The sequence below is a fragment of the Hafnia psychrotolerans genome (assembly GCF_014639435.1).
GTDB lineage: Bacteria > Pseudomonadota > Gammaproteobacteria > Enterobacterales > Enterobacteriaceae > Ewingella > Ewingella psychrotolerans.
Map to the genome: position 1 here is coordinate 640,986 of NZ_BMFZ01000001.1, position 19,639 is coordinate 660,624.

The 19,639-nt window shown below is 48.2% G+C and carries 28 protein-coding genes and 1 pseudogene; 27 read left to right on the top strand and 2 right to left on the bottom strand.

Annotation, left to right across the window (positions count from 1 at the left end):
• The first annotated feature begins 4 nt into the window (after positions 1 to 4).
• The 19 genes and pseudogenes from IEV89_RS03035 (at position 5) to IEV89_RS03120 (ending at position 11,772) form a co-directional block, all read left to right on the top strand.
• Entirely contained in the window at positions 5 to 499 is a 495-nt protein-coding gene (locus tag IEV89_RS03035) for a structural cement protein Gp24 (protein WP_188470241.1), read from the top strand.
• Between the two features lie 14 nt (positions 500 to 513).
• Positions 514 to 1,452 (top strand): DUF2184 domain-containing protein, encoded by a 939-nt coding sequence (locus IEV89_RS03040; RefSeq protein ID WP_188470243.1) that lies wholly within the window; start codon positions 514 to 516, stop codon positions 1,450 to 1,452.
• 40 nt (positions 1,453 to 1,492) lie between these two features.
• A complete protein-coding gene (locus IEV89_RS03045) occupies positions 1,493 to 1,861 on the top strand; it encodes an STY1053 family phage-associated protein (protein WP_188470245.1) in 369 nt (122 codons plus the stop codon).
• Entirely contained in the window at positions 1,827 to 2,231 is a 405-nt protein-coding gene (locus IEV89_RS03050; protein WP_188470247.1) for a DUF4054 domain-containing protein, read from the top strand. Before IEV89_RS03045 ends, IEV89_RS03050 begins: the two co-directional genes overlap by 35 nt.
• Positions 2,228 to 2,722, top strand: coding sequence for a hypothetical protein (locus tag IEV89_RS03055; protein ID WP_188470249.1), 495 nt, complete (start codon positions 2,228 to 2,230; stop codon positions 2,720 to 2,722). Before IEV89_RS03050 ends, IEV89_RS03055 begins: the two co-directional genes overlap by 4 nt.
• Positions 2,709 to 3,098, top strand: coding sequence for a head-tail adaptor (locus IEV89_RS03060; RefSeq protein WP_188470251.1), 390 nt, complete (start codon positions 2,709 to 2,711; stop codon positions 3,096 to 3,098). Before IEV89_RS03055 ends, IEV89_RS03060 begins: the two co-directional genes overlap by 14 nt.
• The gene (locus IEV89_RS03065; RefSeq protein WP_444542658.1) at positions 3,088 to 3,633 is read left to right on the top strand and encodes a phage neck terminator protein; all 546 of its coding nucleotides are present in this window, start codon (positions 3,088 to 3,090) and stop codon (positions 3,631 to 3,633) included. Before IEV89_RS03060 ends, IEV89_RS03065 begins: the two co-directional genes overlap by 11 nt.
• 3 nt (positions 3,634 to 3,636) lie before the next feature.
• The gene (locus IEV89_RS03070; RefSeq protein WP_188470253.1) at positions 3,637 to 4,782 is read left to right on the top strand and encodes a DUF3383 family protein; all 1,146 of its coding nucleotides are present in this window, start codon (positions 3,637 to 3,639) and stop codon (positions 4,780 to 4,782) included.
• A gap of 42 nt (positions 4,783 to 4,824) precedes the next feature.
• Complete coding sequence (locus tag IEV89_RS03075) at positions 4,825 to 5,469, top strand: hypothetical protein (RefSeq protein WP_188470255.1); 645 nt, start codon at positions 4,825 to 4,827, stop codon at positions 5,467 to 5,469.
• 3 nt (positions 5,470 to 5,472) lie between these two features.
• The gene (locus tag IEV89_RS03080) at positions 5,473 to 5,913 is read left to right on the top strand and encodes a phage structural protein (protein ID WP_188470257.1); all 441 of its coding nucleotides are present in this window, start codon (positions 5,473 to 5,475) and stop codon (positions 5,911 to 5,913) included.
• Between the two features lie 3 nt (positions 5,914 to 5,916).
• On the top strand, positions 5,917 to 6,342 hold the full coding sequence (locus IEV89_RS03085) for a phage tail assembly chaperone (RefSeq protein WP_188470259.1): 426 nt from the start codon (positions 5,917 to 5,919) through the stop codon (positions 6,340 to 6,342).
• Positions 6,343 to 6,377: 35 nt separating this feature from the next.
• Positions 6,378 to 6,533 carry a DUF6889 family protein gene (locus tag IEV89_RS03090; protein WP_188470386.1) on the top strand — a complete coding sequence of 52 codons (156 nt, stop codon included), beginning with the start codon at positions 6,378 to 6,380 and terminating at the stop codon, positions 6,531 to 6,533.
• Positions 6,523 to 7,080, top strand: coding sequence for an NUMOD4 motif-containing HNH endonuclease (locus IEV89_RS21615; RefSeq protein ID WP_188470261.1), 558 nt, complete (start codon positions 6,523 to 6,525; stop codon positions 7,078 to 7,080). Before IEV89_RS03090 ends, IEV89_RS21615 begins: the two co-directional genes overlap by 11 nt.
• Position 7,081: 1 nt before the next feature.
• On the top strand, positions 7,082 to 9,037 hold the full coding sequence (locus IEV89_RS03100) for a transglycosylase SLT domain-containing protein (protein ID WP_188470263.1): 1,956 nt from the start codon (positions 7,082 to 7,084) through the stop codon (positions 9,035 to 9,037).
• Positions 9,037 to 9,636, top strand: coding sequence for a phage baseplate protein (locus IEV89_RS03105; RefSeq protein ID WP_188470265.1), 600 nt, complete (start codon positions 9,037 to 9,039; stop codon positions 9,634 to 9,636). The genes IEV89_RS03100 and IEV89_RS03105 overlap by 1 nt, the downstream gene beginning before the upstream one ends.
• A complete protein-coding gene (locus IEV89_RS03110; protein WP_188470267.1) occupies positions 9,637 to 9,945 on the top strand; it encodes a phage baseplate plug family protein in 309 nt (102 codons plus the stop codon).
• Positions 9,945 to 10,979: a hypothetical protein gene (locus tag IEV89_RS03115; RefSeq protein ID WP_188470269.1), complete on the top strand. Its 1,035-nt coding sequence runs from the start codon at positions 9,945 to 9,947 to the stop codon at positions 10,977 to 10,979. The genes IEV89_RS03110 and IEV89_RS03115 overlap by 1 nt, the downstream gene beginning before the upstream one ends.
• A 284-nt stretch (positions 10,980 to 11,263) precedes the next feature.
• Positions 11,264 to 11,338, top strand: a pseudogene (locus tag IEV89_RS21620) (hypothetical protein); the annotation flags it as partial.
• Positions 11,335 to 11,772 (top strand): putative phage head morphogenesis protein, encoded by a 438-nt coding sequence (locus IEV89_RS03120; RefSeq protein ID WP_229746347.1) that lies wholly within the window; start codon positions 11,335 to 11,337, stop codon positions 11,770 to 11,772. The pseudogene IEV89_RS21620 and the gene IEV89_RS03120, both read left to right, overlap by 4 nt.
• Positions 11,773 to 11,801: 29 nt before the next feature.
• Here the strand turns inward: IEV89_RS03120 and IEV89_RS03125 are convergent, their stop codons facing one another.
• A complete protein-coding gene (locus tag IEV89_RS03125) occupies positions 11,802 to 12,176 on the bottom strand; it encodes an Arc family DNA-binding protein (RefSeq protein ID WP_188470271.1) in 375 nt (124 codons plus the stop codon).
• A 117-nt stretch (positions 12,177 to 12,293) separates the two neighbouring features.
• On the opposite strand from IEV89_RS03125, the gene IEV89_RS03130 reads away from it, so the two are divergent.
• From IEV89_RS03130 to IEV89_RS03165, 8 genes are all read left to right on the top strand, one after another.
• Complete coding sequence (locus tag IEV89_RS03130; RefSeq protein WP_188470273.1) at positions 12,294 to 12,467, top strand: Arc family DNA-binding protein; 174 nt, start codon at positions 12,294 to 12,296, stop codon at positions 12,465 to 12,467.
• A gap of 69 nt (positions 12,468 to 12,536) precedes the next feature.
• The gene (locus IEV89_RS03135; RefSeq protein ID WP_188470274.1) at positions 12,537 to 13,496 is read left to right on the top strand and encodes a phage antirepressor N-terminal domain-containing protein; all 960 of its coding nucleotides are present in this window, start codon (positions 12,537 to 12,539) and stop codon (positions 13,494 to 13,496) included.
• Positions 13,497 to 13,561: 65 nt separating this feature from the next.
• The gene (locus IEV89_RS03140) at positions 13,562 to 14,314 is read left to right on the top strand and encodes a Gp138 family membrane-puncturing spike protein (RefSeq protein ID WP_188470276.1); all 753 of its coding nucleotides are present in this window, start codon (positions 13,562 to 13,564) and stop codon (positions 14,312 to 14,314) included.
• A gap of 1 nt (position 14,315) precedes the next feature.
• Entirely contained in the window at positions 14,316 to 14,669 is a 354-nt protein-coding gene (locus IEV89_RS03145) for a contractile injection system sheath initiator (RefSeq protein ID WP_188470278.1), read from the top strand.
• Positions 14,669 to 15,868 (top strand): baseplate J/gp47 family protein, encoded by a 1,200-nt coding sequence (locus tag IEV89_RS03150; protein ID WP_188470280.1) that lies wholly within the window; start codon positions 14,669 to 14,671, stop codon positions 15,866 to 15,868. The genes IEV89_RS03145 and IEV89_RS03150 overlap by 1 nt, the downstream gene beginning before the upstream one ends.
• Positions 15,865 to 16,545 carry a DUF2612 domain-containing protein gene (locus tag IEV89_RS03155; RefSeq protein WP_188470282.1) on the top strand — a complete coding sequence of 227 codons (681 nt, stop codon included), beginning with the start codon at positions 15,865 to 15,867 and terminating at the stop codon, positions 16,543 to 16,545. The genes IEV89_RS03150 and IEV89_RS03155 overlap by 4 nt, the downstream gene beginning before the upstream one ends.
• Entirely contained in the window at positions 16,527 to 17,486 is a 960-nt protein-coding gene (locus IEV89_RS03160) for a glycine-rich domain-containing protein (protein WP_188470284.1), read from the top strand. The genes IEV89_RS03155 and IEV89_RS03160 overlap by 19 nt, the downstream gene beginning before the upstream one ends.
• Positions 17,487 to 17,491: 5 nt before the next feature.
• Positions 17,492 to 17,695: a hypothetical protein gene (locus tag IEV89_RS03165; RefSeq protein ID WP_188470286.1), complete on the top strand. Its 204-nt coding sequence runs from the start codon at positions 17,492 to 17,494 to the stop codon at positions 17,693 to 17,695.
• 30 nt (positions 17,696 to 17,725) lie between these two features.
• Here the strand turns inward: IEV89_RS03165 and IEV89_RS03170 are convergent, their stop codons facing one another.
• Complete coding sequence (locus IEV89_RS03170; protein ID WP_188470288.1) at positions 17,726 to 18,817, bottom strand: acyltransferase family protein; 1,092 nt, start codon at positions 18,815 to 18,817, stop codon at positions 17,726 to 17,728.
• Between the last annotated feature and the right edge of the window lie 822 nt (positions 18,818 to 19,639).

The window sequence follows — 19,639 nt, forward strand, 5'->3', positions numbered from 1 at the left end:
CTCAATGACCTCTTATCTGCGTCGCATGCCAGTAGGCATTCCGGGTGCAATTTCTCGCCCACAAGACTTAACCACTGAACCGGTCATTCTGCTTGCGTCTAATACCTTCCCAGCTTATGGCTTGGCTGGTAAAGACAGCGCTGACGGCAAGTTCATTCCGCTAGTTGCTGCGGATGCCGCAACGGTGATCACTGGTCTCTACATTCGACCGTACCCAACAACCTCGACGCCTGACATGGTTCGCCAAGTTGGCCCGAACAAGAACTTCACTGGCGATGTGATGAAGCGCGGTTATATGACTGTGAACATCGGCAGTACAGCGGTTGGCCTGCTGAAAGGTTCGCCGGTATACGTGCGAAACGCCAACCCTACCGATACAAGTCCACTGGGCTCAATTCTGGGGGCTGCCGTAGCAAACGAAACTGTCGTGCTGCCTAGCGCAACATTCACCGGTGCTGGCGATGCTGCCGGTAATGCCGAAATCGCTTACAACATCTAAGGGAACCGCTAAATATGTTTACTTTTGACCAAGCCACTTTAGACGGTACTGGCGCGTTCCTGATCGGCGAACTTGAGCGCCTCGATCAGACTCTGAACATGCCGCTCGTCGGTTACACCTGGTCGCGTGATATTCAGTTGCGCGAAGACGTATCAATCGCTGATGACATCAGCTCATTCACTAACAGTTCATTTGCCGCTGCTGGTTCTCCGAACCCGAACGGTAAGAACTGGATCGGCAAGAACTCTACTGCCATCGCGGGTGTGAATCTCGACATTGCTAAAACTGGCTTCCCGCTGACCCTTTGGGGTATGGAGCTGGGCTGGACTGTTGTGGAGCTAGCAGCCGCTGCGCAAGTTGGCCGCCCGGTTGACACGCAGAAATTCGACGGAATGCTGCTTAAGTGGAACATGGATACCGATGAGCAGGTTTATATCGGTGACAGCCAGTTAAATGTGAATGGCCTATTCAACTACGCAGGCGCTTCAATTACGAATGCTGTTGCTACGTGGGCCAACTCCACTAACCAGCAGATTCTGGATTCCATCAATACGCTGCTATCGAACGCCTGGGCAGCATCAGGCTATACGCTGGTTCCACGCGATCTTCGTCTGCCGCCTAAAGCGTTTGGGCTTCTGGCTCAGCGTATCGTCTCGGATGCCGGTAATCAGTCTCTGCTGACCTACTTGCAGATGAACACCATCGCTTACCACCAGAACGGCGTTCCGCTGAACATCTATGCAGTGAAATGGCTGGAAGGTGCAGGCGTGGGCGGCACTGATCGCATGGTGGCCTACACCAACGATAAGAAGTACATCCGTTTCCCTATGGTGCCTTTGCAGAACGTTCCGATTCAGTACCGTGGCATTTACCAACTGACCACGTATTACGGAAAGTTGGGTGCTGTTGAGTCTCCTTACCCAGAAACTCTGGCTTATTTAGACGGCATCTAACCCAGCAATCGGCCCCGAAAGGGGCCATCAGGAGAACTACATGGCTAAGAAAACAATCCGTGTCCATAAGCGCTTCACCTTCACTCATGAAGATGGCACCAGTCAGGAATTTCACCCTGGTGAGCATACGGTAGATGAGAAGGTGGCAGATCACTGGTTCGTTACTGCGCATGCCGAAGTGACCGGCAATGCAAAGGTCAGCGCTGACACCAAAGAATTCCAAGCGCAGATCGACAGCCTGACCGCTCAACTGGAAGAGAAGGATAAAACCATCATCGAAATCCAGACGGCCAGTGAAGAAAAGACCCAGCAGATCGACAGCCTGACCGCTCAACTGGCTGCTCTTCAAGAGCCAGTTGTTGAGGATACCAACGATGGCAAGAAACCTAAACCTACCGACAGTAAGTGATTTTCGCCGCGACTTCCCGCAGTTCTCCGATGCCATAAAGTTTCCCGATGCAGTAGTCCAATTCAGATTAAACCTTGCTGATACACTAATTGATGGCTCAGAAATGGGGGACATGTTCCCTTATATCGCCGAGCTATTCGTTGCGCATTACATGGCGCTATATGCAGCGGATATCCGGTCATCTTCCGTTGGTGGGGCGGGTGGTTCGAATAGCGGAATTCTGACATCAAAATCTGTCGATAAAGTCAGCATGGGCTATGACACGTCGTCAACGCTAAATGCTGAGGCTGGATTTTGGAACAATACTCGCTATGGGTCTGAATTCTGGCAACTGCTGATGATGTTCGGCCTTGGAGGAGTTCAGCTATGAGGTCAGGGCTCACTGTACGGGTGGATAATGTGCAAAGCATTCTGGATGCACTCAAGGCACTCACGAAAAAAGATGTATTAGTCGGCATCCCAGAAGCGGAAGACGCAAGAGATAATGGTGATTTCGGTAACGCTGCCATTGGTTACATCAACGAGAACGGCTCACCTGCTCAAAACATACCAGCACGTCCACACCTTGTGCCTGGTGTCGATTCTGTAAAGTCTCAATATCTTCCTCACTTAAAGTTAGCCGCTTCGTCAGCACTTGATGGAAATCAGGAATCAGCGGTCAGATCTCTAGAAGCTGCAGGCACTATCGCTGCCGATGGCGTAAAGAGGTACATCGCCACGACTGGATTTACTCCACTCGCGTCTGGGACTCTTGCACAAAGAAGGCGGAGTGGAAGGTCGGGGGATAAACCATTAATTGACACCGGTAAGTATCGGCGAGCAATAACGCACATTGTGAGGGATAAAGATGCCGAATCTTGATGTGACTGAAATCCTGTTCGACCCTGATTTTGCAGACTTCTCCCTGGTGGTGACGCGCAATACTCAGACTGTTGATAGACAGGGATTCGCAACAAACAACCCAGCGTCCGCAACGTTCACTGGCGTCGTGACGGTTGACCGCTCGCTTGAAGCGAGGCGCATGCAGGCGGGGCAGGTGGTGACTGGAGCAATCCTTATCGTTACTACTGAACGGCTGACTCAGGGCCAGACAGGTCGTGATGCGGACATCGTGACTTATCAGAATCGCGATTACCGCGTGACGTTCGTAGACCCTTATACAGCTTATGGTGCTGGATTCGTTCAGGCGCATTGCGAGCTGCTGCCATTTGATGGGGGAATGCCAATTGAGCAATGACACCACCGTAGCGGGTTGGTTGACGCCAACGGGCGATCCACCAGATGACGACGAAGCCCTTGAGAGAAAGCTCAGTGATTGGATCCTTGGTTTATCAGGACTTCCTGATGGTTATGTTCGTCCCCGCTGGACACCAATTCAGCCACCTCAGCTCCCGCAAGATACTAACTGGTGCGCGTTCGGGATTTTGGGGATCAGTGACGATGCCAATCCGGCCTTTCAAAACCAAACCGATGACTCTGCTGAAATGTGGAAGCATGAACAAATCGAATGTATGGCTTCGTTCTACGGCCCAAGCAGTCAGGGTATCGGTTCCCAGTTTCGCGATGGCTTAATGATCTCTCAGAACAACGCGCAGCTTAATACTCTCAGTCTTTCCCTCGGCACTTTCACCAAATTAGTTCCAGCGCCAGAACTGATTAATAACCAGTGGGTTCGGCGCTACGACATAACTATTTATCTGCGTCGCAAATTGATCCGCACCTATGGAATCAAAACCTTCCTATCAGCACCCGTTTCATTTTTCGGAGATTAAACCATGCCACAGGGCTTACCTGTTTCTAATGTCGTCAAAGTAGACGTCATCATGTCGCCTACGGCGGCAACGGGGCGCAATTTTGGCGCTCTGCTCATTCTCGGATCCTCTGAGATTATCCCGATCACAGAGCGTATTCGACTTTACAGCGCTGCTGAAGACATCGGTACTGACTTTGGCGTGACCAGCGAAGAATACAAAGCCGCCACGGTATTTTTCTCACAGTCTCCCGCGCCGACTCTGGTTTATGTTGGGCGTTGGGCGAAGACGATAGCCACAGCGGAAACCGGCACTCCGGAAACTCTGCTGCAGGCTGTTAACGCTGTCTTGCAGTTTACCAACTGGTATGGCTTGGGCATCGCAGATTCCGATGCGCTGGTAGATGATGATGTTCTTTCAGTGGCTACTGCCATTGAATCAGCAAGCGTTTCTCGCATTCTTGCAGTAACCACTCAGGAGCCTGAAACACTGGTGGCTGCGACAACAACCGATCTGGCATCGAAGCTTAAATCGGGCAGTTACAGCCGCACGTTCTGCCAGTACTCATCATCCAGTAAGTACGCGGCCCTGTCGGCGTTCGGTCGGGCATTCACCGTTAATTTCAACGGAAATAACACGACCATTACGCTGAAATTCAAGCAGGAACCGACCGTAACCTATGAAACGCTGACCACGGCGCAGGCGGCGGCATTGGATGCGAAGGACGCTAACGTATTCGTGTATTACTCGAACGATACGGCAATCATTCAACAGGGGGTGATGTCCAACGGCGATTTCTTTGATGAGCGTCATGGCCTGGACTGGCTGCAAAATTATGTGCAGACCAACCTCTTTAACCTGCTTTATACCAGCACAACCAAAATTCCTCAGACTGAGGCGGGTGTTACTCGTCTGCTGACTAATGTCGAGCAGTCGATGGATCAGGCAGTTAGTAATGGTCTGGTTGCTTCAGGTATCTGGAATGGCGGTCCTATTGGACAGGTCAGCTCTGGCGATACACTGACAAAAGGCTATTACGTTTACGCCAACCCGCTGACCACGCAGGCGCAGGCAGACCGCGAGAAGCGTAAAGCTCCGCTCATTCAGGTGGCGTGCAAACTTGCTGGCGCAATTCACTATGCGGACGTACAGATTAATGTCGTAAGGTGATATTATGGTGTGAACACTTCTCCGATGTGAGGGCTTCACGCTATGAAAATTTGTGACCGATGCAAGATTGAAAAATCGTCAACCCTGTTTGTTAAAAATAAAAGGACTAAGGATGGTCTCCATAATTGGTGTCGACAGTGCTCCAGTGATTACAAAAAGGAATATCACTTAAAAAACAGGGAAAAAATTCTCAAGCGTAAGCGCGATGAGTACGTTGCTGCTCCTGAGAAAAGTAAGGCCAGGGTATCTGCTTGGTATGAAGAAAATAAAGAAAGAAAGCAAGAGTACGACCAGCAATATAATACTTTGAATCGCGATAAAAAGACCGCTCAAGGTAATGAGTGGGTCAAAAAAAACAGAGATTCCCCCCAATGGAAAGGCATGAGAAAAGTTACCAGAGGTCTTCAGCAGTGGGCCAACGGTACTTATAAAATGACTTTTTCAATCAAGTATTGCGGTTGCACTCCTGATGAATTCAAAGCGCATATTGAGCGTCAATTTTCACCTGAGATGACGTGGCTAAACTATGGAAAATCGTGGACATTTGACCACATCAAGCCCCTATCTTCATTTGACCTGTCTGACATAAATCAGATGATCAAAGCCTGCCATTTTACGAACATTCAGCCCCTTACTGCGTCAGCTAATGCGAAAAAGGGGAAGAGATACCTGATACAGGAAAAATAGAAAATGCCAACTTACAGTTTTATGGATGTTTCGGCATCCATGACCGGCCCGACCGGAATTATTGACTTGGGCTATGGCGCTGCCAACGCTGAAGAAGGGATCAGCGTTGCGATGTCCGAAGCGAAAAACACCATGACAGTGGGCGCTGATGGCGAAATCATGCACAGCCTTCATGCTGGCAAGGCGGGTACCGTTACCGTCACCCTCCTTAAAACGTCGCCAGTAAATAAAAAGCTGTCTTTGGCCTACAACGCGCAAAGCCAGTCGTCTGCGCTGTGGGGTAACAACGTTTTCGTCGTCCGAAACTCTGCATCCGGCGACCTGGCCACCATCCGTTCCTCAGCCTTCCAGAAACACCCTGATTTCGCCAACGCCAAAGAAGGCGGTACGGTGGCATGGGTGTTTGACGGCGGCAAGGTTGATGAACTGTTAGGGGAGTTTTAATCGATGGAATTCGACATCAAAGACAACACGTATCAGATCCGCAAACTGAGCGTATTCGACCAGTTCAAAGTGTCCCGTAAGCTGCTGCCGGTTCTGTCCGGCATGCTTTCTGACTTTCAGTCTATTCGTGGTCTTGCATCATCTGGCAACTCAATGGCAATAATGGAAAAAACGTTGCCTAAAATTGCTCAGGCACTTTCGGACCTGAGTGATGAAAACGCCAATGCCATCATCTACCCGTGCCTGTCTGTGACTTACCGCAAGCAGGGGAAAGGATGGGTTCCATTGATGCAGGGCGACGTGCTGGCATTCGACGACCTGGAACTTCCCGCAATGTTGCAAATAGTCGGTCGAGTGGTGGGTGACTCGCTGGGAAATTTTTTGCGAGAACTCCCTACAGCGCCGACTCAGGATCAGCCAGCGGTATAACGCTCAATTCATTACCCGAGAATCTGGATTTCATCTTGCGCCCGGCCAAGGCCTTTCATCTCGACATGAAAGACCTGAAGTCGGGCGCTGTTGATCTCTACGACATTGCGCTGATGAATGACTACCTCCAGATGGAAAATGATAACGAAGCGCGCATAGAGAAATGGAGAGCGGATAACGATGGATGCTGAATGGAAAGATATTCCAGGGTTTGAAGGTCTCTATCAGGCTCATTCCAATGGCCAAATTAGAAGCCTCGATCGAACCGTGCCTCGGAGAACTGGGGGTACCAGAAAATATTATGGTCAGTTAATGACTCAGTATTTGAGGCGAAGTGGTTACATGGATGTGAAATTGTGTCGTGAGGGAAAACAATACATTTTTCTTTCGCATCGAGTTGTCGCTATGACATTTATTCCAAATCCAGACTCACTCCCAGTAATTGATCATATTAATGGGTGTCGGAGTGACAACAGAATTAGCAATCTGGAATGGGTAACGACGCTTGAAAACAACCGGCGTTTATGGAGAGCGGGTCATGGTAACAATCCTCGGGCTGAGAAGGCAAAACGATTCAGGTGTCCTATTAAAGCGACAAATCATGACACAGGAGAAACACTCATTCTCCGTGGCACGGCAGAAATTAGAGCTGCTGGTTTTAACTCTCATAACGTAACTTCGTGCCTCCAGGGTAACCGCAATACCTGTAAGGGGTTCAGTTTCGTAAGGTTGGAATAATATGGACGCTGAGGTAATTAAGGACTTCCTGATCAGTCTCGGTTTCCAAATCGATGATGCTGGCGCTCAGAAGTTCGATTCTGTGATTGTTGGCGTGACGGCCAACATGTTCAAAATGGCGGCGGTGGTGGAAGGTGCTGCGCTGACTGTCACGGCCTTTACGGCGAAGATTGCCAGCGGACTGGATAACCTCTATTGGGCATCACAACGCACCGGTGCCACCGTATCGGGTATCAAGGCGCTGGGTTATGCGGCGTCACAAACCGGTTCGAGCGCGGAAGCAGCACAGGGTTCATTAGAAAGCCTGTCACGTTTCATGCGCAACAATCCGGGCGCTGAAGGCTTCCTTAACCGCCTTGGTGTGCAGACGCGAGATGCCAGCGGCAACATGCGCGACATGTCATCTGTTTTCACCAGCGTCGGCCAGCAGCTCAGCAAAATGCCGTACTACCGTGCTAATCAGTACGCGCAGATGCTGGGTATTGATGAAAACACGCTGATGGCAATGCGCCGTGGCTTGGGGAATTTTAACGCTGAATATACTGCCATGGCAAAGTCCATGGGGTACAAACCCGATCAAGCTGCCGTCAGTTCTAACAAATTCATGACATCGTTGCGTGATTTGGGCGCAATGGCGGATATGGCGCGGGATAAAATCGGCTCTAACCTCGCCGATGGGCTTGCCGGTTCTATCGATAACCTTCGTAAACAAATTCTTGATAACTTCCCCAAAATCGAAGAAACCATCACACGGGGTATCAAAGGTCTGCTTTGGTTGGCGGATGTGATCGGGCGCGTCGTGTTCAGGCTTATACAAGCAGGCGGCGATATCATTGACTGGTGGAAGAAGCTAGACAAAGGCACGCAGCAACTGATCACCACGTTTGGCGCATTGATAGTTGCGTGGCGTGTGCTTAATAGCGCTTTTCTTGCTTCTCCAATTGGTATTATCACTACGCTGATTGGCTCTTTGGTTCTGCTCTACGACGACTATAAGTCTTGGAAAGAGGGCAGCAAAAGCCTTATTGACTGGGAAAAATGGCAGCCGGGCATTGAAGCCGCTAAAAAGGGATTGGACTGGTTCACAGATAAGCTCAACGACCTGAATACGGGGACGCTCACCTGGAAGGATACCCTCAAAAGTCTTTCAGACTTCATGAAGGGAGACTGGTCGAAGGCCATTACCGAAGCCATTAACTACGTGAATCTCAAGTTCAATGGTTTCTTCGAAGAGTTCGGACGAAAACTCGCAAATAGTCCCTTCTGGCGGTTACTGCGTAAGGCTCACATCATGTCTGACAAAGACACTGAGGACATGCAGAACTTCTTCAGTGGGAATGTTGGTGACCCGACACCGCCTGATCAAGCTAGTCAGCCAGAGCAGTATGCCCAGTCAGTGCGCCGACCGCATGCAACAGAGTCAGGTTCAAAACTGCTCAACTTGTTGGAACCCACCCTGAATAAGCTTGAAGGACTTTATCAGCTTCCTGCCGGGTTGCTGAAAAGCGTTGCGATCACTGAGTCCGCGGGCAATCCGTTGGCCCAGTCTGGCGCTGGCGCGAAAGGTCTCTTTCAATTTATGGATCCGACGGCTCGCGACATGGGGCTGAAAGGTAATGACGTCTTTGACCCGGTTAAGTCTGCGCAAGCTGCCGCCAAATATCTTAGCCAATTGATGAAAATGAACGGTGGGGATCTGGATAAAACGCTGGCCTCCTACAACTTTGGGATCGGTAATGTTCGTAAATATGGCATGGGTTTATTGCCAAAAGAAACGCGAAATTATATTCCAAAGGTTCGCAGTAATATGCCGGGAGGTGGGGTTAGCCAGAGTAATGACACCAAGATTTATATTTCTGGCGTAAGCGATCCACGTGAGGCGGGCAATATCGTTGCTGACAAGCAGAACTCAGTAAATTCGAGAAACACACAACAACTCAGGCGAGGTAACAGCTAATGGATGTTCTTTCAGTCTTATTTAGCCAGCGTTCCCGCCAGATAGGCATAATCATTCCTGATGTGGTTATCACTGAGAAGCACAGCGACACTCTAGAAATCACAGAGCATCCAGTCGAGGTGCCAACATCCACAACTGGTGGTGCCAGTGCCGACGGTGCGGGATTTACTGCTGATCATGCATTTCGCAGGCCGTCTGAGGTTGTGATGGAAACGGGTTTTTCCGGGGGCGGCTCTGTGTTGGATTTTGCTGACACATCCGGCCTTGGGCTGACCTTGGGTAAAAGCCCGAAAGAAATGTATGAGGAACTGCTTACCCTTCAACGCTCCCGTAAACCATTCGATGTGGTGACTGGAAAGCGGATGTACACCAACATGCTCATCCGTGTTCTGGATGTCACCACTGACCGAACCAGTGAAAACGTCCTGATGGCCACCCTTACGTTGAGGGAGGTGATCACCTCGCAAACTCAGGTTATTACCAGTGCCGGGAAGGAAAGTATGAAGCAGGGGGTCAATACCAGTGCGATACAGGATACCGGTGTGAAAACGCCTAAGGCTGCAAGCCAGTCCATTCTCAGCAGCCTTTTTGGGGGATAAATGGTCGTTACAGAAATTCCGCTGACAGCAGATAATCAGACTTTTAGCATCACGTTAAACGGGAACGTATTAACAATGCGGATCGTCTGGAGAGATAGTATGGGTTGGGTTCTGGATCTGAAAAATAGCAGTGATGAGGATATTATCGCCGGTATCCCACTGGTTACCGGTATCGATCTGCTGGCGCAGTATGCCTATCTCGGACTCGGGTTCAGTTTGGCGGTCGCGTGCGATGATCCTGCCACAGAGTATTCAACTCAAACGGGCCTCGGGACAACGAGCCATCTTTATGCGGTTACGGAGTCATAATGTCTGAGAACTGGATGCGTCACTTTGAGATACAGCTTCTGGACGATAACGGTAACGGGATCGTACTCTCTGACTTAAAGGTGACATTTGATATTCAAAAAATGCCAGCCACCATCTTTAACGGTTTTGTTGGCAATTTCAAAATTTACAACCTGTCGCAGGTAACGCAGAACAGGATAAAAAATAAAGAATTTGGGCGCATTCGTATCATTGCCGGATATGACGGAAATATGGATGACGCGGGGAATTATCCCGATCAGAATATCGGCATGATTTTTAATGGTGAGATCCGATTTACAGTGGCGGGTAAAGATAACATCACTGATACCTGGTTACTGATTCAGTCCATTGATAGCTGGAATGGGCATATGTACGCAGGGATGCGCACTACCATTGCCGCTGGTTGGAAATACGATGATGTTTTCAGAGCAGCCATGAAAACCTATTCGCCTTTCGGGATCACTGCCGGTGTGGTTCCAGATATGCCAAAAACGGTATTTCCGCGTGCAAAAGTCATCGTCGGCAATACTTCCGACACGATGAATGATATTGCTGAAAAGTGTGATGCAAACTGGTGGTATGAAAATAATCAGGTGCATGTCGTTCCGGAAACAAAATATCTGGATTACACCATCGTTCTCAATGCGAACACCGGCCTGATCGGTATGCCACAGCAGACGATGGGGGCCGGGATCAATGTTCGTTGCCTTATAAACCCAAATATTAAGCTGGGTGGCCTTATCCGGTTGGACCAGACTTCAGTATACCGTGCCAGTCTCTCGAACGAGCAGGTAGGCATGTCGCCGGGCGTACTCGGAGAAACCACAACTGACGGGAATGTGTACGTTAATGGCGTACCTGGTGACGGGCAATTAGCCGCGATAAATCTCGATGGTGATTACTTTGTCGGCGCTATTAACTATACTGGTGATACTCGCGGGCAGGCGTGGTACATGGATCTGCTCTGTCTGGCGAAGGGTGGAAGGGACAAGCTTTCTCAATCAACTATAGCGAAAATAGCGCCTATATTATGAAAAAACTGATTATATGTACCCTTTTCTCGTTGTTCTCTGTCCCCGCTCTGGCGTCGGTGACGTGCACCAAAACTGTCACCGGTACAACGTACTGTACGGGAACTGACAGTTCTGGTCGGACGGTCGATACCCAGGCATATACGACAAGCACGGGTACAACCCTTACGACTGGTAGCGAAGGTGGTGCTCAAGTTAATCGCGAGTGTTACACGACCAATACCGGTACCACTTATTGTAATTGAGTGGCGCGATGCAGATGGCGCGAGAAAATCAATGGCAGTCACAACGTAGAAGTTGTCCGCGTGAATATGGACGAGCCGCGTCAGTTCTGGACGTATGATTGCGTGAAGGTGAAATGATGGTTCCTGCAATACTGCTATTTATAATTTTACTTTTTATCTACAAAGCAAGAAAGAAGATTAAGAGAAAGCAGGATAATACTTTAATTGGCTCTTATAACCGTAATAGCCGAATTTCTTATCCCAAAGCAAAGCATGCTAATGGTACTAAAAAAACTGAGCAAGAACGAAAAGAAGATATGGATCTTTATTTCGAAAAAGTTAATGCGAGGGGAAGGATGCATGCCAAGGCAGAAGAGATTCGACAGACTCAAATAGGTATAACTCACTATATTTGGCGATCTGCTGAGGATGGTGATTGTTGCTCAGAATGTAAAAAAAATAATGGTAAAAAATTCGCATGGAAAAGGCCAGCAAAAACCGGTCATCCCGGCGAGGGTAAGTGCTGCCCGAACGGTGTTTGTCGTTGCTACCCAGAGGCTATAATCAAATAGCTCACCGCTTAGTTGGATGTTTTTTAGCTTTAGCCCACTCCGGTGGGCTTTTTGCTGCTTGATTTTTGAATATACTCCCCGAGAAGTTTTATCAAACGCAGGTTATGCTCTTCCGTTTCCTTAAGAAGCGCTGCAGCGAATGGGTCATCTTCTTCCAGCCTCTTAAGGTATGACATTTTTTCATCGACTGTTTCTTCAGAACCTAGCTCCGATTGATATCGCTCAAACCTCTCAGTCTCAGCCATAAGATGATCATCAGATAAAGCATCCTGAATGATTTGCACAATTTCAGAATTCATCGACCTACCGTTAGCCTTTGCCCTCTCGGCTACAGCCTCACGCAATCCATCAGGCATTCTGACAGTAAATCTTTCTACAAAAGTTGGGTTTTCTTTTTCAGTCATTTTCGTGGGCCGTAATTATTTATGTAAAACACGATAGCATCATATTGACATTACTCACAATGACATCATAATGGTGTCAGGCATCAAAATGATGCTACCAGAAGAGGGAGATAGTGAATGCAAGATGTGCTTTATACCGGACGCAAGAACGATAGCTTTCAGCTTCGCTTACCTGAGCGAATGAAAGAAGAAATTCGACGCATGGCAGAGATGGATGGGATTTCTATTAATTCGGCTATCGTGCAGCGACTTGCGCGATGTCTTCGTGATGAGCGCTCAAGTGGGCAGTAAAAACAACGAAGCCCCAAAGGTTGCACCCAATGAGGCTTCTGTCAAAAAATCTACGAAGGAATAATTGACATGACAAGTATAGCAATTCTTGAAGCAGTTAACACTAGCGCAGTGCAATTTCATGGGCAGCCAATTATTACCGCAATGGTGGCTGGAGTTGTATATGTAGCAATGAAACCAATCGTTGAAAATATGGGCATGAGCTGGACAACTCAGCATCGTAAACTCATGCAGGATATGAATAAATCCAACCATCCTCATAAGAGCATGGTTGAAAATGAAAGGGATGGTCATATGACGATCCCTTCGAAATTTAACTGTAGAGATATCTCTATGGTTGCCGCAGACGGAAAGTTGCGTCAGTTACTTTGCATTCCACTCCGCAAGCTCAACGGCTGGCTGTTCAGCATCAACCCAGAACGTGTTCGTGCTGATATCAAAGATAAACTCATTCAGTATCAGGAAGAGTGCTTCAGCGTTCTGCATGAATACTGGACTAAAGGGGAAGTGAAGAAGAAAGTTCGCCAGTCAACCGCTACCCAGCTCACGCCACTTCGTCAGACTGCTGAGCGTTTGATCACCACTGGCCTCGGTCGTCTTTACCCGGATATCTGGAAGCTTGTTCACCAGCGTTTCGATATTGAGCATATCCATCAGCTTCAGCCTGAGCAGATTAGCGAAGCGGTCGAGTACCTCAACGTGCTTGAGGGCGAATTCATTGGCAAGAATGCCGAAGTGGTTCGTGCTAAATATCAGCTCACCGATGAAGAATTATGCAGCCTTTGCTGGATGTGGAAAAACTGCGTCAGGATGATTGGGCACATTGCAGATGTTGAGCCAATTCTCAGGGCAGCCGAACACCGGCTAGCTGGCGCTTATTGGTCTATGGCTCACGAATACCCGAGAAACACCAATGTGGCGCGCCGGGCGCTCGAAAAAGCAACCTCACACATTGAGCAGAATGAAGTTATACAAGATAACTGGCGAGTTCTTAAAAATTTAAGAATTGATAGAAAATATTTTGACTAATCGGCTGACTTCTCAGCCAATCACCCAACCCGCCAAGTGCGGGTTTTTTATTGCCCGGAGAAAACATGCCAGTATCACTTAGTTCTCAAGTTGGTGACCGAGAGCATCTAGACGCGGCGCTTGCTAAAACCATCTCAGCAAATTTACGGGTGGCAATGCCCGGCATTATTCAGTCGTTCGATCCTGACGCTGTTACTTGCGTCGTTCAGCCTGCCATCGCGGGGGCTGAAACTGACAAATCAGGAAATATACAGTCCTCTCCACTGCCACTGCTTCTCGATGTGCCGGTCGTATTCCAGCGCGGCGGTGGCGTAACGATGACCTTCCCGGTAAAAGCCGGTGATGAATGCCTGGTGATTATCTCCGATCGCTGCATCGACTTCTGGTGGCAGAGCGGCGGCGTTCAGGAGCCAGTGGATACCCGCCAGCACGATTTATCAGATGCTTTCGCCATCGTCGGCCCGCAGTCTCAGGCGCAAAAAATCAGCGGGATCAGCACGAACTCAGCGCAGATGCGCAGTGATGACGGTTCAACGTATTTCGAACTTAATCCAGCAACTCAGACGATAAATATCGTGGCGCCAGGTGGTTTTAACGTCACAGCACCTTTATCGACGTTCTCGGCGGCGGTCACCGTCAAAGGTTTGCTGACGTGGATGGCGGGTATGGTCGGCTCAACCGCGAGCGGTGTTGCTGCAAAAATTACCGGGGCAATTAACTTCCTCGGCACTCTAACATCGAACGGCAAGGACATCAGCGACCAGCACACGCACAACAGCGTCCAGAGCGGTACAGACAATTCTGGAAAGGTAAACTGATATGCGATATCGACGCGAAGACGCTGACGGTGATTACACGTTCGGCAGAGGTGATAACACGTTTCTGATTAATTCACCGGAGACGGTGGCGCAGGCAGTCAAAACGCGCTTTTTGCTATGGCGTGGGCAATGGTTCCTCGACACAACCGCCGGAACTCCTTACATCCAGTCCGTTCTCGGAAAGAAAAGTCCCGACGTTTATAACCTGGCTATCCGTCAGCATATCCTGCAAACGCAGGGTGTGAATTCAATCACCTCCTTTGATACGTCCGTTAACAGCACCACAAGGCGCGTTTCGTTCACGGCGACTATCGACACCATCTACGGGACTTCCACAGTAACAAGCGAGGCATAATGGCTCTCAATCTTGACACACTGGGGTTATCGGCAACGGTAACAGCTCAGGGGATCAGTGCGCCCGATTACCAAACCATCCTCACCACGGTGACCGGTTATTTCCAGCAGATTTACGGTACTGACGCCTATCTGGAGCCGGACGGTAAAGACGGTCAGATGATCTCCTTGTATGCGCTGGCTATCCACGACGCGAACAACACCGCCATTGCCGTCTATAACTCGTTTTCACCGGCAACCGGGTTCGGTAACGGGCTAGCCAGCAACGTAAAAATTAACGGCATAGCCCGCGACCCGGCGAATAACTCAACGGTTGATCTGTTGATCACTGGCACTATCGGACTGGAGATAGTTAACGGCTCCGCGAAGGACGCCAACAACATCATTTGGACGCTGCCGGTTTCTGTAGTGATTGGCATTGATGGCACAGTGTTGGTTACGGCGACTTGCGCCACTGCTGGCGCTGTTGCTGCGTTGGCCGGTACTATCACCGGCATCAATACGCCGACGCGCGGCTGGGTGTCTGTCACTAACCCAAATGCGGCCACGGTAGGTGCTGCTGCCGAAACTGATGCGTCACTCCGTATCCGCCAGGCGCAGAGTGTGGCGCTGGCATCCGTTACGCCTTTTGATGCGCTGGATGGTGCCATTGCCAATATTTCAGGGGTGACGCGCCACAAACTTTATGAAAACGACACCGGCGCAGTAGACGCAAATGGGCTGCCGCCACACTCGATAACGGCAGTTATTGACGGCGGCGATGCAACCGAAATAGCGACCACAATACAGCTTAAGAAAGGGCAGGGTGTCACTCCGAATGGCACCACGCAAATTGTTGTGGCTGATAAGTATGGCAACCCTCATACCATTGGTTTCAATCGCCCGGCACCCGTTCCAATTTATATCGCTATTAACCTTCAGGCGTTTACGGGTTACACATCCCAAATAGGCGCAGATATTAAAACTGCCATCGCTGCATATATCAACGCGCTCACAATCGGTGATGACGTCCTGCTTAGTCGAGTTTATTCACCGGCTAATCTGGGCGTTGTGAGCGGTGGTGAGAGCCGGTATTACGATATCAACAGCCTGATGATTGGGAAAAGTGCCGGAACTGTTGCCGCTGCAAACATCATCATTGCATACAGCGAATCTGCCACCTGCGACGTGAGCAATATCACCATAACGGTGTCGTCATGAGTAAATACACGGACCTCATTACTAATTACCACAGCCAGAAGCCTCTGTTTGTTGATCACATTGATTTAATAACGCGCCCGCTGGCCGATACCGCAGGTTCGTTGTCATCTTTCATTACTGATTTTGACATTGATAGTGCCATAGGCGTACAGCTCGACATTCTAGGTAAATGGATTGGCAGAACGCGCGTGGTGAGCCAGCCCATATCTGGCATTTATTTTTCCTTTGACACGGATGGTTTGGGATTCGATCAGGGTGTGTGGCAAGGGCCATATGATCCTGACGCTGGATTTACGAACTTGAGCGATGAAACCTATCGAATCATCCTCAAAGCGAAAATTGCAATTAACCATTGGAATGGGACCAACGAAACATTACCAGAAATTCTCGACACGGCATTAACAGGCTCAGGGTTAAGAATGCAAATTGTCGATAATCAGGATATGACAATTTCTATTTTGGTATTTCCAGAAACCGATATTTCTAATGTCTCGCTCGAACTGATTGCTGCTATTCGTCAGGGGTATCTGACTGTGAAAGCAGCGGGCGTGTGGGCAGGAGATATACAGACACCATCCATTGAAACACCGTCAACTGGGAATAAATTTTTCGGGTTTGACATGGATAACGATTATATAGCCGGATTCGATGAAGGCGCATGGGAGATGAAATTATAATGGCAACAAATAACTTTAAACCATTTGGCGTAGGCGCTGGTGCAAACGTCACAGCACAGACAGATTATGAAGCTCTGGCGGCATTGGCGACCGGATTTCAGTCTGGAAAGGCCAGCTCAGCGCAGATCAATAAAGCGGTTCGGCAAGCTACGGTTATTGCAAGTGTGTTGGCTCAATTTATCGCTGACAGTTCTGGGCAAGACGTCTTAGATAATGGAAATACAGCTCTGCCATTGGCAAACTTAAAGGCAGGATTAATTAATAATGGAAATTCTTCCGCGAGATTTAAAAAACTCACAACAAGCGGATCGTTCACTGTTCCTGCTGGCGTTACAACTCTATACCTCTCTGGCTGTGCGGGTGGTGGTGGCGGCGGTGGCGGTAGCTCATCAGTTAATTCATCTTCGGCGGCAACATGTGGTGGTAGCGGTGGCGCTGGGCAATCAGTACAGCGTATACCCGTATCCGTTACACCTGGTGCAATAATCTCCTTCCTGATTGGTGTTGGTGGGACTAGTGGTAGCGGTGGTGCTACCGGTTCAGCAGCTTCAAATGGTGGATCTGGCGGCGTTACTAGTTTTGGCTCTCTATTATCATTAACCGGTGGGTCTGGCGGCGGTGGCGGCCAATACGGAACAAACACTGTATCAGGTGGTACGTTGGGTGCGGGTTACCCGGCAGGTGGTTCTGGAATGTCTTCAGTTGCCACTGGCGCAGGATTCATAATGTACTCGCTGGGCGGCGCAGGAGCATCAACATCGTTTGGTGGAGGTGGTAGTGCTGGCATGGGGGCTGGAGGCACAGCAACTGCAGGAGGAAATGCTTTTGGATATGGATCTTCTGGCGGTGGTGGTGGGGCATTCATTACTACAGTGGGAGTATCTGGCTCTGGATTGGCAGGTGGCGCTGGTGCTCAAGGTGTTTTGTTTATAGAGTGGTGATAATAATGGCAAATTATGCAATGATCTCGAATGGCGATATTAAAGTTTTCAATACTATAGTTGCAGAGCCTGAATTCATATATGAAGGTTATTACTTCATTCTTATTGATGAGGGTGTTTTTTGCCAATCTGGCATGTTTTACAATGACAATGATAACCTATTTTATGATGATATTGAGTTCACGACTATTAATGGTCAACCAGCATAATTATTTACCCATAGGGTCATGCTGGTAATTTCATTTAAATAATTTACCAATAGATATAGATTTTCTTTCTACAGAAACATGAACGGCGTGTGATAGGCCAAGGACGGCAATAAATGCGATTAATGCAGAAGCATAGAAGTTTAACCCTGCATCAAAAAGCATTCTTATTACACAAAACCCTATAACTGAATGAAGTGCGTAAAAAGGATAGGAAATACTAGCTAAGTAACCAAGGACTTTACTTTCTCTAAATGAGTTGCGTTTGTAATAAGCTATGGAAAATATGACTAAGCCATAAAAATAGTTAGCCTGAACTACCGGCGTCAGTATGTTGTTGGTCATGTAAATAGAAGATGCTACGAAAAGTACAAATACAAGTGTCACCGCGAAGATAAGAGATTTTTTATCAATAGCGCCAGTGTGATGCTTGTAAAAAAACACACCGATCATCATATACATCATGTAGCAGTAGTTACTTGCAACCTCACTGATGAATATATTTATCGCCGAATTGTTGGTTAGGTGTGCGCATGCAATCTTAAACAAAACAGATAAAACAATCATTGAAATAATTAATTGTAAATAGTTTTTGCTAATAATAAATGGTCTGGAAATAACGCAAAAAATATAAAACATGACTTCAATTGCCAGCGTCCAGTTGACAGCATCTATAGATTTGATCCCGAAATACATATGAGTTAGAGACAGATTGGCAATTATGTCCAAAAATCTAAATTGAGGCGTAACTGACCAGTATGCCGTTGCTGTAATGTATACTATTAAAATAGATAATATAGCGCAAGCAATGTATGTTGGGTAAATCCTCAAAAGCCGGGCAACAATAAATCCGCTGTTAGATTTATGCCTTAAAGAAAATGGAATCACAAAGCCACTAATTAAAAAGAAAATTGACACACCAAACGGGCCATAGTTCCAGTTTGGGACTGGCAGTAAAATGCTTTTGTATGGATTTATTCCTGTGGTATCCATCAGTGGCGCCAAGCTAATATTGGAAATAACATCTGGATGAATCCAAAAAACACCAATCCAGTGAGTGATCACAACAGATAGAAAAGCTAACACTCTCAATTGCTCAGCAAATATCACGCGTCCATTCTTCATTTTTTGCTCTTTTTAGATGGTTTTTAATATGATAGCGTCATCAGCATGCCGCCACAACGAACAACGTATGCCTTCGAGAGCGCTCTTTACTTGTGGGCCTCTGGGTTGTGTCATAACTGTGTCACAGCCCTTTAGCTTCAAAGATGGTTATCTGGTGATATATACAGGATTGTCACAGTGTGAATGCGGAAGATACCTGTTAAAACATGCGGTTAGAATAGCCGCTATGCACTCTTAATCAATTGGTCGCTGGTTCGAACCCAGCACGACCCACCAACAAAATCAAATGGTTACATTACTCATCCTACATCAGACCTATCTCTATTTTCTTGCGACATATAGTCCGTTCCTGTTTTTTTAGTGCATACCATGGAGTAAAGGACTGGCCAGTTTGCCTATATCTGATGTGAGTGCCAAAAACAAAAATCTGCTATTTTGCGCGAGCTAATACCCGCTTCCAGGCTGTAACTCCATTGCCCCTCATTCCCTTATTTTTATTTTTTCCCCCAATCCGTTTTTCAGATAATATTTTGTGAACTGATATCGAGCATTAGGCTGCCAGTGATATCAATGGGCGATTGGCGCACAGCGTTTTTGCTTCACGTCTGTTTTTACAGCAAAAAAATCCGTCACTTCTCCCGTTCTCCTGGGGTGCCATTCTTTGTTCACGTTGGCCTGATTTATGCCTCTGCTAAGCATAAAAATCTATGGTCACCCCCGTTTTTGCAACACCGATTTTGATTTATGATGGGCTTGCTTAAATCTATACGGCGTCTGATGGGCAACCTTACATTGCCCGCGCCACGATGAAGTCCGCGCCTG